The organism is Hymenobacter nivis, assembly GCF_003149515.1.
Taxonomy (GTDB): Bacteria; Bacteroidota; Bacteroidia; order Cytophagales; family Hymenobacteraceae; genus Hymenobacter; species Hymenobacter nivis.
Genome location: NZ_CP029145.1, coordinates 4,932,868 through 4,945,058, shown reverse-complemented (window position 1 = coordinate 4,945,058; position 12,191 = coordinate 4,932,868). Strand labels below are relative to the sequence as shown.

The window sequence follows — 12,191 nt, the reverse complement described above, 5'->3', positions numbered from 1 at the left end:
CTGTTGCGTAGCTATTCAGGAGCTGTCTTTTAGACGGTTGACGTATAGAATTTTCTGGTTCCTGAGAAGATATCAAATAAGCAGGCGGCTTAACACGCAATAGGCCCGCAACGTAAGTTGCGGGCCTATTGTTTAGCTGCGAGCGCCTACTTTGTTTTAATCGGAAACTTGTCCAGAATGTCTTTGGCCAACAGGCTGAACTCGCTGCCCAGACGGCCGGTGTCATCCACGGGGTTGTCCATCGAGCCGCGCCACACAAGGTTGTTGGTGCGACGGTCGATGAAGTCAATGATGACCGTACCTTGCGTGTACTGCACGGTGCGGGGCCTCTGGTAATATGAGGGAGTGTACCAGTAGCCGTAGTTGATGGGCAGATAAGCCCCGCCGTAGCCCACCGTATAAGGGTAAGCGTAGCCCGGTCCGGCGTACGTGTTGTACACGGTGCGTTCGGCCTGGTCCACGTAGCTATGGGTCGAAACAAGCAGGTCGGGCTTGCTGGTGGTCTGGCTTAGTCCGCGCTTTATCAGCTCGTTGGTAACGGCCAGCTTGACGCGCTCCTGCGCGGCGAGGCTGCTCGACGAGCTCTGCTCACCGGTACTCTTGACTTTCGTCTCGGCAAAGTCGAAGGTGCGGTACTCATTGAAGTTGACATTAGCGCGCTTCTCCACGCTTACCGCGGATGTGCAGGCGTTCAGCCCACCGAGGGCCAGAGCGAGACCTAACAAGATTTTTTTCATGGAAAAGGAATTAAGCGAAGTGAAAGAATTGCTCAACTGCCGTCAGCTATCAAACTGTGGAACAAGCTGTTTGCCCATGCTACACCTTGCTGCCTAACGGCACTCACGCTACACCTTGCTACCTGACGGCACTTCGGCGCATTAGTTACCATGCCGCAAAGTTTAGCTGGGCACCCGACCGGAACCATGACAAGAATCAAGTGCCCGGCTTGATTGTAATCAATATGTTAGAGCGGTTACCAAGTTAGTGTACATGATATCCGCAGTGGTCAAACCAATTTTTAGCGTCGGTTTCGCTTATCCACTCGGCAGCGGCGCAAATAGCCTTTTCCAACAGGTCGCGGGTGCGGGCTTGTGCCGTTCGCAACCAGGTTTTGAGCTTACTGAAGGCGAGCTCAATCGGGTTGAAATCCGGCGAGTAGGGCGGCAAATACAGCCGCCGCGCCCCCTATTTGTGCGCTATTTCGTCCAGGCTCGCCACTTTATGCACCGACAGGTTGTCGAGCACTACCACGGCGCCGGGCCGGAGGATAGGCCCAAGTACCTGGTTCAGGTAGGCGGCAAAAACGTCCCCGTTTACCGCCCCGTTGACGCAGAGCAGCGCCCCGAGGCCAGCGGGGGTGAGGGCCGCCAGCAGCGTCACGTTCGGTCCGCTGTGCAGGGGCACCGCCGGTTGCAGCCGTTGCCCGCCAGGGGCGCGACCGTAGCGGCGGCAGTAGATCAGATTCGTGCTGGTTTCCTCGACAAAGACGAAGCGCGTAAAATCCTCTTCGGCCAGTGCTTCCACAAATTCTTTCCGCAACCCTACGACCCACTCCGTGTCGCGCTCAGCGGCGTGCCTGCTTTTTTTGCGGCGCCAGCCCAGGCGCTCACACGCCCGCCAGGTAGCGCTGGTGCTCAGCACCGGGCCACCGGCTGCCAGCAGGGCCTGCGCCACTTCGGCCAGGGTGGCATCGGGCTGCTCGCGCAGGCAGGCGGGTAGGCGTTGGTCACCGGCGGTATCCAGGCGGGGAGCCGGGCCAGGGTGTAGCGGGAGCGCGGCGAGCGTGCCTGTGGTGCGCTGACGACGTAAGAGCTTGTTGGTAAAGGATAACAAAACGGCAAAACGGGAAACGGGGCACCGTCTCTTGCGCGCAGCGTCAAGGCCACCAAGGCCCCGCACTTAGAGTAAGACGATGTCCCCGTTTCCTTTTCTGGCTGGTCTCACCCTGAGGCCACACAATCATACGAGAGTAAGAACAGAAATTCCCGTTAGGGCCGTGGCCTCGAATTTTGCCAGACAGGCTGTCTCAAAATAAGGGCGTTTTAACGTTACCAGGGCAGTTCTGAATGACAGGCGGCGGCTGCCTGACAAATGCGTCTCGTTTGGGTATCTCGTTAATCAATGGCTCTTGTCAACTACAAGACGTGACTTATTGAGACAAAAGCACTTTGCTCCGTACTACATTCTGACGTTAGGAGCGCCTACCGGGAATTTCTGTTCCTACTCTTGCGCTACCCCAAGTACTATGTTGCCGTGAATTCGATTCACGCCACCTACTCCAATAAATACTTTGGGCAGGAAAAGGGCATCGTTTCCCACGGCTTTCTCGACGACCGCCACCGGCTCTTCTACTCGACTACCTTCAGCTCGTCCGAGCGGGAGGCCCCGTACTTGGTCGATGGCCTGCTGCACAACGACGTGGTCGAGTCCACCATTCACAGCACCGACACCCACGGCTTTACCGAAGTCAACTTCGCCCTCACCGCCTTATTGGGCATCGAATTCGCGTCCCGCATCCAGTCCTTTCAGGACCAGCACTTCTACGCCTATGCCGGGATGGACGTGCCCGACCTGACGGCCTACGGCCTGGCCCCGGTCAAGTACATCGACCACACCCTTATCGAGGCCCAGTGGGATACGCTGCTGCGGCTGGTGGTGAGCCTCAAGCAAAAGCACGTCACGGCCTCCACCCTGCTGCGCCGGCTCAACTCCTATTCCCAGCAGCACCCCGTCTACCTGGCCCTGCGCGAGCTGGGCTGGGTGGTGCGCACCAAATTCCTGCTCCGCTACATGGACAACCAAAGTCTGCGCAAGCGCATCGACGACCAACTCGACAAGCTCGAAAGCACGCATACCTTCACCCGGGCCGTGTTCTATGGCCAAAACGGGCAGGTTCCCCACGCCGGCAAGGAAGAGCAGCAGTTAGCCGACGCCTGTAAACGGCTCGTGCAAAACACGATTGTGTGCTGGAACTGTCTCTACCTCAATCAATATTTATTCCAGGCTCCGGCGGCCGAGCGCCAGTCGGTGGCCGACGCCATCGCCGTCAGCTCGCCCGTCAGCTGGCAGCATATCAACCTGCACGGCGAGTTTGACTTCTCCGACGACGCCCTCAAGGACTCGTTGCGCTTTGATATCGAAGCCCTCTTCGCCTTCAATTGGGAGCAAACTCCGGCTCCGTCCGATTAACTTTTGGACCAAACTTTTAACCAAGGCCAACTCTCCAGCGAGTCGTCGCCAAGTTCATCCAGGTTGAACTGTTAGTCGTTGGCCCTGCTGCAGGCAGAATCGCTGAGCATGCCAAACAGGTCAACAAGGTGGGGCCATCAGGATACGTAGGTGGTTCCACTTTCTGGCCCCATTTATACCTGTATAACAGCCACCAATTAGCGGGGGCTAGCAAGGCGTACCTTTCTGGGCCCACCGCCGCGCAGTGGGGAGCGTGAACCGGGCAGCGACTGGCGACTAGCAAGCAACGGCTCGTTTAACCTTTGTGCCAAACTTTTAACCAAGGCCGCTAGCGCCTACGCGCGGCCCTGCGCCGGCATGAGCGGAAAGCCTTGCAGCCCAAGGCGTCCACCCTGTGCACCACCGATTCCATCCACAGGCAGCGCTGCGCCTTTCAGGACGTATGCACTAAGCAAGTGGTCGGCTAGCAGGTACGCGCCGATGTGCCTGAGGCGCTGGTCACCACGGCCTTATAACGCGCACTGCTAGCCCAGCGGCCCGTCCCGGGCTTGATTGTTCACTCCGACCGGGACGGCCAGTACGTGGGCAACGCCTACAAAGCCCTATTGCGCTACGCGAAGGCCCAACGCTCGCCTAGCCAACGGGCCGGGTGCTACGACAATGCCCAGGCCGAAAGCCGCTGGTCGCGCCTCAAAACCGAACTGCTCGAACTTCGTGACTGGCCCGTATTTGCCGACCTGGCCGACGGCAAGCTAGCGTTGCCGCGTATTTTGACTACTACAACCACGACCTGCGCCGTTCTAGCATCGGCTATTTAAAGCCATATCTCTTTCACCAATAGTAACTTAATGATATTACCCAATTCTCTCCTGCCTAACTAGACCACCTCGTTATACCCCACTCCCTTTTTTAGATTACCATTTGCCGCTTATTGCGAATTATCGGCCAGCGCTTTGGAAACAAGCTTCGATTCTTCTTTTACTTCGGCGGGTTTAGCTTGTTGGATAAGGGAGAACAATAGGCTGAACACCACGGCGCTCACCAAAGTAGCCCACATCGCCGGGGAAGTAGCCAGGCCCATTGCCAGGGCTACGGCGGGGTTCAGCACCCCGTGGCTGACCAGTAGGCCGGTCAGCAGCGCGCCGCCCACCGCTATGCCGCTGCCCGCTTTGACCACCTGCTTTTCGGTAGTCGCGGCCACCGTAATCATCAGAATGCCAAAGCCCACGAACTCCGCGGCAATGGTACCCGATTGGTAGCTGTGGCCCAGTTCGCCCACCAGTCCGGCCCCGGCCACGAGGCGCGCCAGCAAGGCCCCGGCCACTTGGGCCACTATATACAGCAACCCATGGGCGAACGGGAAACGCCGGCTGACCACCAGCCCCACAGTCACGGCCGGGTTGAGGTGGGAGCCCGACAGACTACCCACCGCATACACAAAAACGAGCAGCGTGAGCCCCACCGCAAAAGGCGTGAGGGGCGCCGCAACGGTAAGGGCGGCCAGGGCCAGGAAAAAGGTGCCCAGCAGTTCAGCTAGAGCCGAACGAAAGGCCTGACTACCCAACGGATTAGCAGTGGTATCACTCATAAAAGAGGGGGAGAGAACAGGAAACGAAGTGTTTAGGAGCCCGCATAAGTAGCGCTAGGCCTTGCCTGCTGGCCGCCTCGCTGCTGTGACTTTTTCGGCTGTTATTGCCACCACTCACCTAAAAGACTAGCTTATAATGCTACTTGAAGAGCTGGTTGTGCCACACCAGGAAGCGTAATAGAAGGGGTGAGGCCATGCCCTTACCGAAATGGAGCAACGAGTATCCTTTTCAGTAAGGGCATGGCCTCATCCTTTCTGACCTTTATTATCCTCAGACTTTCATGTCGTAGCGGTCGAGCATCATCACCTTATCCCACGCCTTCACAAAGGCTTTCACGAAGCGCTTGTGGCCATCGCTGCCGGCGTACACTTCCGCCACTGCCCGCAACTGGCCGTTGGAGCCGAAGATGAGGTCAGACCGGGTCGCCACGAAGCGGCTTTCACCCGTCGCGCGGTTGTCAAGCGAGAAGGTCATGCCCTTCTCGTCCGCCTTCTTCCAGTCGAAATCCGGACTTGTCAGCACCGTAAAGAAGTCATTGGTGAGCACACCTACGCGGTCGGTAAAGATGCCATAAGGCGAGCCGTCGTGATTGGCGTTCATTGCGCGCAGACCCCCCGTCAGTGCTACCCACTCCGGTGAAGTGAGGGAGAGGAGCTGCGCCTTATCAAGAAACATCTCCTCCGGAGAAACGTCCTGCGAAATTTCGCCAAAGCCCTTATCGAGGTAGTTGCGGAATCCGTCGGCCACGGGCTTGAGCCATGTAAACATCTCAATGTCGGTGAGTTCCTGCGTGGTGTCGCGGCGGCCTGGCGTGAAGGGCACCTTGGTTGCAACGCCCGCATCGGCGGCGGCTTTTTCGAGCGCGGCGCAGCCGCCCAGCACAATGAGGTCGGCGAGCGATACCCGTTTGCCGCCGTGCTGTTGGTCGTTGAATTCGTCCATCACCGTGCGCAGGGCCGCGATGACCGGTACTGTCCGGCGGTTGACCGCCCAGTCCTTTTGCGGGGCCAGCGCAATCCGGCCGCCATTGGCACCACCCCGCTTGTCGCTGCTGCGGTGCGTGACTGCAGCAGAGAAGGCGGTATACACCAAATCAGACACGGAAATACCCGATGCTATAATTGACTTCTTCAGCGCCGCGATATCTGCTGCGTCGATTACATCATAATCGGCTACCGGGATGGGGTCCTGCCAGAGCAGGTCGTTTTCGTTTACCTTCTCGGCACCGAGGTAGCGCTCGCGCGGGCCCATGTCGCGGTGGGTCAGCTTGTACCAGGACTTGGAGAAGGCCTGGGTAAACGCGTCGAAGTCGTGGAGGAATTTCTCGCACACCTTGCGGTATTCGGGGTCCACCTTCAGGGCGATGTCGGTCGTCATCATCATCAGGGCATTCATCTGGCCGGGGATGTGCGCATCGGGTGTTTTGGGCGCGCTCTTGTCAACCGGGGTCCATTGCAGGGCGCCGGCCGGGCTCTTGGTCTGCTCCCATTCAAATTTGAACAGGTTGACGAGGTAGTCGTTGTCCCACTGGGTCGGGTTGGGCGTCCAGCTGCCTTCAATGCCGTTGGTCATCGTGTTTTCGGCATTGCCCGAGCCCTTGGGGTTGTGCCAGCCCAGGCCCATCTGCTCCATGGGCGCAATTTCGGGCTGGGCCCCGATTTCGGCCGCCGGTACCATGCCGTGGCTCTTGCCGAAGGCGTGGCCACCGGCAATCAGGGCCACGGTTTCCTCGTCGTTCATGGCCATGCGGGAGAAGGAAACGCGGATGTCGCGCGCCGAGCCCATCGGGTCGCCCTTGCCGTAGGGGCCTTCGGGGTTCACGTAAATCAGGGACTGGTGCGTGGCCCCCAGCGGGTTTTCGAGGTCATAGTCGGCATCGCCGTTCTGGCCGCGCCAGCGTTTGTCGCGCGTCACCATGCTATCGGGCGTGTTCACTTTTTTGCCGTCCCACACCTCAGGGCCCCAATAGGTGCTGTCGTCGGCCTCCCAGGCATCGTGGCGGCCGCCGGCGAAGCCGTAGGTGGGGAAGCCCATGACTTCTAGCCCGCAGTTGCCGGCCAGCACAATCAGGTCGGCCCAGGATAGGGCGCTGCCGTACTTCTGCTTAATGGGCCAGAGGAGGCGGCGCGACTTGTCGGTGTTGCCATTGTCCCACCAGCTGCTGATGGGCGCGAAGCGCTGCAGCGCCTCCCCGGCGCCCCCGCGGCCGTCGGCGATGCGGTAGGTGCCGGCCGAGTGCCAGGCCATGCGAATCATCTGCGGGCCGTAGTTATTGTAGTCCGACGGCCACCAGTCCACCGAAGAAGTCAGGAAGCCTTTGATTTCTTGCTTCAACTCCTCCAAGTCGATGGCGTTGAACGCCTCGGCGTAGTTAAAGTCCTCACCGAGCGGATTGGCACCCGGGGCATTGTGGTGCAAAAGCTCTACCCGCAGCCGATTGGGGTACCAGTCGGACAAAGTAGGCGACGACCCTTCCGCGCCGCCGATGCGGTCCCCGCCGAAGGGGCATTTGCCGGCCATTTCGAATGTTTTGGTGTCGGTCTTGTCGTTGGTTATGTACATCATATTGGTTTCCTATAAGGTGGTCGAACTTGGGTAAGCCGTGAGTAACGCCACGCGCCGTCACGAAACGGCAACGCTTCGGGCCAGTACGAGTCAAAAATCGCAACGGCGGTTAATTAGCTACCGAGGCAGACGATTGGCACGTACTCATTTATAAGCCGGCCGTTTAATAGCCGTCCAGGGTAAACGCAGATACTGGGCCCGCGGCTATATTTTAAGAAGACCTTAAGGAGCGCAGGACAGCAACGCCGGCGTGACACCCGTTGAAGGGCCATTGGGATGGTCTACATTGGGATGGTCTAGTTAAGCAGGAGAGAATTGGAGAGCATCAAAAAGTGTGGGGCAGTGGTGGTCGACCGCTTTGCAGGTTACTTGAGAAGCCGTACTTGTTGGTGAAGGGCGATGAGCCAGTTAGCCGCCCCTCGCCCTCCTGCCTTGACTACGACCCGACTGCCCCACACTTTTTGATGCTCTCCTTTTACGCCCGCTTACGGGCCCATCAATCCAGCGGCAAGCCGGGCGTGATTGCCGTGATGCGCAAACTACTCGGGCGTTGCTACTCGCTCTGGAAGAATGATTGTGTCTACGACCCGCACTACCACCCGGCGCACCTGGCTGAAAAAGAAGTAGCCCCGACCACATGAACGGGCCGAGGCTACGCAGGATGAATCCGAAAGCTCTCCTCAAGGGACCTAAAAATACAGAAGTTTTGCCCGAATGGCAATCCTTTTATCACAGTATCTAGTGCGACCCCAAGTACACCTGCGCGGAAACTGCTCTACCTAACTCGCACCGACGACTGGCGCACCAGTAGCTGCGGAGCCAACTGGATTTGCGTGACGCGACCGGGCTCGCTGCTGCCTTCCAAGGCGGCGAGTAGGGCGTTAATGACGCTTTCGGCAATCAACTCCATTGGCTGGGCGATGACGGTGATGGGCGGGGAGTAGAGCCGAAACAAGTCGCTGTCGTCGAAGGAGATGACGGCCATGTGTTCGGGGATGCGCCGGCCCAGCCGCACGAGAGCATCCAAGCCGTAGGCCCCCAGGTAGTTGGTGGTAAAGAGCATGGCGTCGCAGTTTGGGTGCGCTTGCACGAACTGCAGAATGCACTGCACCAGCTGCTCGGCATCCTGGCCGTAGGGCACTTCCAGCACCAGCTCGGGCCGGCCGCGCTCTTGTAGGGCCTGCGCGTAGCCATGCCGGCGGGCCCGCAGCTGTAGCTGCTCCGATTGCAGCGTGACGAGGGCCAGCGACGAGAAGCCTTGCGCTATCAGGTGCCGGGTAGCTTCGTATGTCCCCGTGAGGCCGTCCACTACCACGGCATCGGCCAGCACGTCGGGCAGTAGGCGGTCGAAGAGCACCACGGGCTTACCGCTGCGCACTAGGTCCCGCACCTCGCCCTCAAGGCCGGGCGGCACGGCTAGGGCGTAGCCGTCCACATGCCGCTCCTGTAACATGGTGAGCAGGTCGCGGGTGCGGGCCACGTCGTTGTTGGTGCTGCAATAAATGATGCGGTAGCCGCGAGCCAGGGCCTTCTGCTCAATCAGGGCAGCGATTTTGGCGAAGAAAGCGTTGGCGATGTCCTCTACCATCAGGCCAATGACGTGCGTTTTGCCCGTGCGCAGGCTCTTGGCCAACTGGTTGGGCTTGTAGCCTACTTCGTCCACGTACTTCAGCACCCGCTCGGCCACCGCATCGCTGATGCGCTGCGCCTTGGCCTTGCCGTTCAGCACCAGCGACACCGTGGCAATGGACACGTCCAGGTGCTTAGCGATGTCGTGGATGAGGATTTTCTTTTTCACGGGAAGGAGGGGGTAATTAGGAGTTGTGAATTTACTGAGCGGCACGAGCTGTAAAAGCTGGCGCAACTCATAATCTCTACTTCATAATTCATAGCAACGCGGTGTTACTCGTACACCACCTTCGGCCGGTTGGCCGCCGCGGTGCCGAACGCCGTGTTCGGTCGGGGCCCCATCGTCAGCTCCAGCGTGCCACCGGCCACGATGTCGCGATGCAGCACGTAGCTATTGGCGTATGGCTTGCCATTCAGGGCAACCGATTGGATGTAAGGGTTCTGAGGCCCGTTATTTTTAGCGTTAATGACGAACATTTTGCCCTGCGGCAGCCGGATGGTGGCGCGGTCCATGAGGGGGCTGCCCAGCACGTAGGCCCCGCTGCTAGGGCTAACGGGGTAGAACCCAAGAGCCGACATGATGTACCAAGCCGACATCTGCCCGCAGTCCTCGTTGCCGCTGATGCCGTCGGGCTGGTCGCGGTACATTTCGCGCAGCACCTGGCGCACCTTTTCGGCAGTTTTCCACTGCTGGCCGGCATAGGCGTAGAGGTAGGTGGTAGCATGGCTGGGCTCGTTGCCGTGGGCGTACATGCCAATCAGGCCCGAAATGTCGGGCGAGGCGCTCTCGCCCAGGTTGCCCTGCACCACAAACAGGCTGTCGAGCTTCTGCACAAACGCGGCGTCGCTGCCGAACAGGCCGATGAGGCCGGGCACGTCGTGGGGCACCAGCCAAGTGTACTGCCAGGCGTTGCCCTCGGTGTAGTTGTTCTGGCGGTGGATGGACTGGATGGGGTCGAAGGGCAGCTGGAACTTGCCGTCGGTGGTGAGGCCGCGCATGAAGCGCGTTTTCGGGTCGAAGTACTTCTTATAGTAGAGGGCCCGGGCACTGTATGTTTTGTAGTCGTCCTGGCGGCCCATTTTCTTGGCCACCTGCGCAATGCTCCAGTCGTCGATGGCGTATTCCAGGGCCTTGGCTACCGATTCGGGCTCCTTGTCGGCCGGAATGAAGCCCAGGGTCTTCAGGTACTGCACGCCCTGGTCGTCGCGGGTGCTGGAGGCAATCATCTGGGCCAGCACCTCGTTGGCGTCCAGGCCCGGCGTGCCCTTCAGGTAGGCCTCGGCGAGGGCCGGTACGGCGCTATAGCCCACCATCGTGTTGGTTTCGTTCCCCATCAGGTGCCAGATGGGCAGCTTGCCCTGCTGCCGCCCAATGGCCAGCATCGACTGCATCATGTCGCCCACCCGCTCGGGCTGGGCCAGGGTGAAGAGGGACTGCTCGGTGCGGTACGTGTCCCAGAGCGAAAACGTAGTGTAGTTGGCGAACGGGGCCTTGGGGTAAACTTTTTTGTCGGTGCCGCAGTAGTCGCCGTTGACGTCGTTGAAGAGTGCCGGGGCGAACCAGGCGTGGTAGAGCGACGTGTAGAATATGCGCTTGGCCACCAGGTCGGGCGTCTCGACGGTGATTTTAGCCAACTCCTGGTTCCACTGCGCATCGGCGGCTTTTTGCACTTTGGCAAAGTCCCAGCCCGGAATCTCGGCCGCGATGTTAGCTAGCGCATTTTCCGTGCTAACGGGCGAAATGCCCACCTTTAGCTGCAACGTGCCCGGCGACTTAGGAAAGCTGAACACACCCTTGATGGCCACGCCCTGGCCCTTTTTGCCCGTCAGCCGCGCAGCTTCGTTGTAAATGGCAAACCGCGGTACGGGCACCGACGTTTTGATGGCGAAGTACAGCCGCTGGTCGCGGGCCCAGCCCGTCGAGAAGCGGTAGCCCACGAACGTGCGCGCGTCCACCTGCTCGATGTACGTATCGGTGGACTTATCGCTGATGCCTTCTTTTAAGTCGATGATGACGTGCGCCTCCGGGGCCCCGGCCGGGAACGTGTAGCGGTGCATCCCCACCCGGGCCGTGGCCGTCAGCTCGGCGCGGATGCCGTAGTCGGCCAGGGTCACGGCGTAGTAGCCGGGCCGGGCCGTTTCGGTTTTGTGCGCGTAGCGCGAGAGGTAGCCCTGGTGCGGTGCCTTTTGCTGGCCCTTGTCGGTTTTGAGGGGCCCCGTGTAGGGCATCACTAGCACGTCGCCCAGGTCGGAGCCCCCCGTGCCGCTGAGGTGGGTGTGCGAGAACCCAATCAGCAGGCTATCGGAATAATGGTAGCCCGAGCACCAGTCCCAACCCTTGAAAATATTCTGGGGCCCTAGCTGCACAGCCCCGAAGGGCACGTTGGCCCCGAGAAAAACGTGGCCGTGCCCGCCCGTGCCAATCATGGGGTCCACAAAGGAGGTGAGGCTTTGGGCCGGAGCGGCGGTGGCCCAAGCCAGCAGGCCACCCAGCAGCCAGGCGAATCGTTTGCAGGCGGGCCGGAGCCGGCCCGGGAGGGAAGTGGTCATGCAGGGGCAACGATGGGGTGAAAACAAAAAATGGCGAAACGCGGGGGCGGCCACAGGCTACGGGCTACGGACCCGGAAACAAGCCGTTGGCGGCAGCAACGCGGCTAGCCAAACCAGGCGTTCGCAAAGAAAAGCAATTTAAAGGGGATGCTAAAAGGTTTGAGCCAAATTGGTAAAATAATACCTGATGTTACGCACTACTTTGACGGATTGCGTAGGAAGGGTATTTGCTGAAGCAGCTGGAGTCCCTTTCTGAAGCGTAGGCGCAATCAGTGCGTAACATTAGTAATACCTTTATATAATGATAATAAAAATAAATTGTAGATATTGGCACCCGAAAACCCGCTACACTTTGCCCCGCAGCTTTGCCCAAACCCTTCCGTTGCTTTAGCCGAAGCAGCTAGCACCGAATGACCGGACTCCTCTATCGGCCGCCCTTTGTTTCTCTGCCGCTTTCTGCGACGCAAGAAGCTCTTGATAACTACCTGATCAATAGAGTAAATAACTTTTTAGCTCTTTCTGCTTATTTCGTTTCCCCGCTCTTTGGCGGCTTTGCCCAGCGGCTGCCGCCTTTGGGCAAAGCAGTTTGAAGAGTCACAAAGCCCATCAGGGATGCTTAAACATTTAAGCACCCTAAAACAATCGTTTGTTTCTGAAAAAAATCGATTG

General features: G+C 59.2%; 9 protein-coding genes and 1 pseudogene. 4 read left to right on the top strand and 6 right to left on the bottom strand.

Features of this window, described 5'->3' with window-relative positions; translation table 11 throughout:
* Positions 1 to 146: 146 nt before the first annotated feature.
* Positions 147 to 737 carry a DUF4136 domain-containing protein gene (locus tag DDQ68_RS21870; RefSeq protein WP_109658197.1) on the bottom strand — a complete coding sequence of 197 codons (591 nt, stop codon included), beginning with the start codon at positions 735 to 737 and terminating at the stop codon, positions 147 to 149.
* A 244-nt stretch (positions 738 to 981) separates the two neighbouring features.
* A pseudogene (locus DDQ68_RS24140) lies at positions 982 to 1,641 on the bottom strand (IS630 family transposase).
* A 585-nt stretch (positions 1,642 to 2,226) separates the two neighbouring features.
* On the opposite strand from DDQ68_RS24140, the gene DDQ68_RS21855 reads away from it, so the two are divergent.
* The gene (locus DDQ68_RS21855) at positions 2,227 to 3,189 is read left to right on the top strand and encodes a Tn3 family transposase (protein ID WP_162550332.1); all 963 of its coding nucleotides are present in this window, start codon (positions 2,227 to 2,229) and stop codon (positions 3,187 to 3,189) included.
* A 548-nt stretch (positions 3,190 to 3,737) separates the two neighbouring features.
* Positions 3,738 to 4,007, top strand: coding sequence for a hypothetical protein (locus DDQ68_RS21850; RefSeq protein WP_109658193.1), 270 nt, complete (start codon positions 3,738 to 3,740; stop codon positions 4,005 to 4,007).
* Positions 4,008 to 4,117: 110 nt separating this feature from the next.
* On the opposite strand, the gene DDQ68_RS21845 is transcribed toward DDQ68_RS21850, so the two are convergent.
* Entirely contained in the window at positions 4,118 to 4,777 is a 660-nt protein-coding gene (locus DDQ68_RS21845) for an aquaporin (protein WP_109658192.1), read from the bottom strand.
* 271 nt (positions 4,778 to 5,048) lie between these two features.
* Positions 5,049 to 7,343, bottom strand: coding sequence for a catalase/peroxidase HPI (katG, locus tag DDQ68_RS21840; RefSeq protein ID WP_109658191.1), 2,295 nt, complete (start codon positions 7,341 to 7,343; stop codon positions 5,049 to 5,051).
* Positions 7,344 to 7,804: 461 nt separating this feature from the next.
* Between katG and DDQ68_RS21835 the strand changes: the two genes are divergently transcribed.
* Positions 7,805 to 7,984, top strand: coding sequence for a hypothetical protein (locus DDQ68_RS21835; protein ID WP_162550331.1), 180 nt, complete (start codon positions 7,805 to 7,807; stop codon positions 7,982 to 7,984).
* 134 nt (positions 7,985 to 8,118) lie between these two features.
* On the opposite strand, the gene DDQ68_RS21830 is transcribed toward DDQ68_RS21835, so the two are convergent.
* Complete coding sequence (locus tag DDQ68_RS21830) at positions 8,119 to 9,141, bottom strand: LacI family DNA-binding transcriptional regulator (RefSeq protein WP_109658189.1); 1,023 nt, start codon at positions 9,139 to 9,141, stop codon at positions 8,119 to 8,121.
* A 104-nt stretch (positions 9,142 to 9,245) separates the two neighbouring features.
* Complete coding sequence (locus DDQ68_RS21825) at positions 9,246 to 11,522, bottom strand: GH92 family glycosyl hydrolase (RefSeq protein WP_109658188.1); 2,277 nt, start codon at positions 11,520 to 11,522, stop codon at positions 9,246 to 9,248.
* A 410-nt stretch (positions 11,523 to 11,932) separates the two neighbouring features.
* On the opposite strand from DDQ68_RS21825, the gene DDQ68_RS23230 reads away from it, so the two are divergent.
* Positions 11,933 to 12,112 (top strand): hypothetical protein, encoded by a 180-nt coding sequence (locus tag DDQ68_RS23230; RefSeq protein WP_162550330.1) that lies wholly within the window; start codon positions 11,933 to 11,935, stop codon positions 12,110 to 12,112.
* Positions 12,113 to 12,191 lie beyond the last annotated feature (79 nt).

Excerpts from the sequence above, each read along its gene's own strand:
- DDQ68_RS21870 (WP_109658197.1), bottom strand. The coding sequence starts at position 737 with ATGAAAAAAATCTTGTTAGGTCTCGCTCTGGCCCTCGGTGGGCTGAAC.
- DDQ68_RS21845 (WP_109658192.1), bottom strand. The coding sequence starts at position 4,777 with ATGAGTGATACCACTGCTAATCCGTTGGGTAGTCAGGCCTTTCGTTCG.
- katG (WP_109658191.1), bottom strand. The coding sequence starts at position 7,343 with ATGATGTACATAACCAACGACAAGACCGACACCAAAACATTCGAAATG.
- DDQ68_RS21825 (WP_109658188.1), bottom strand. The coding sequence starts at position 11,522 with ATGACCACTTCCCTCCCGGGCCGGCTCCGGCCCGCCTGCAAACGATTC.
- DDQ68_RS23230 (WP_162550330.1), top strand. The coding sequence starts at position 11,933 with ATGACCGGACTCCTCTATCGGCCGCCCTTTGTTTCTCTGCCGCTTTCT.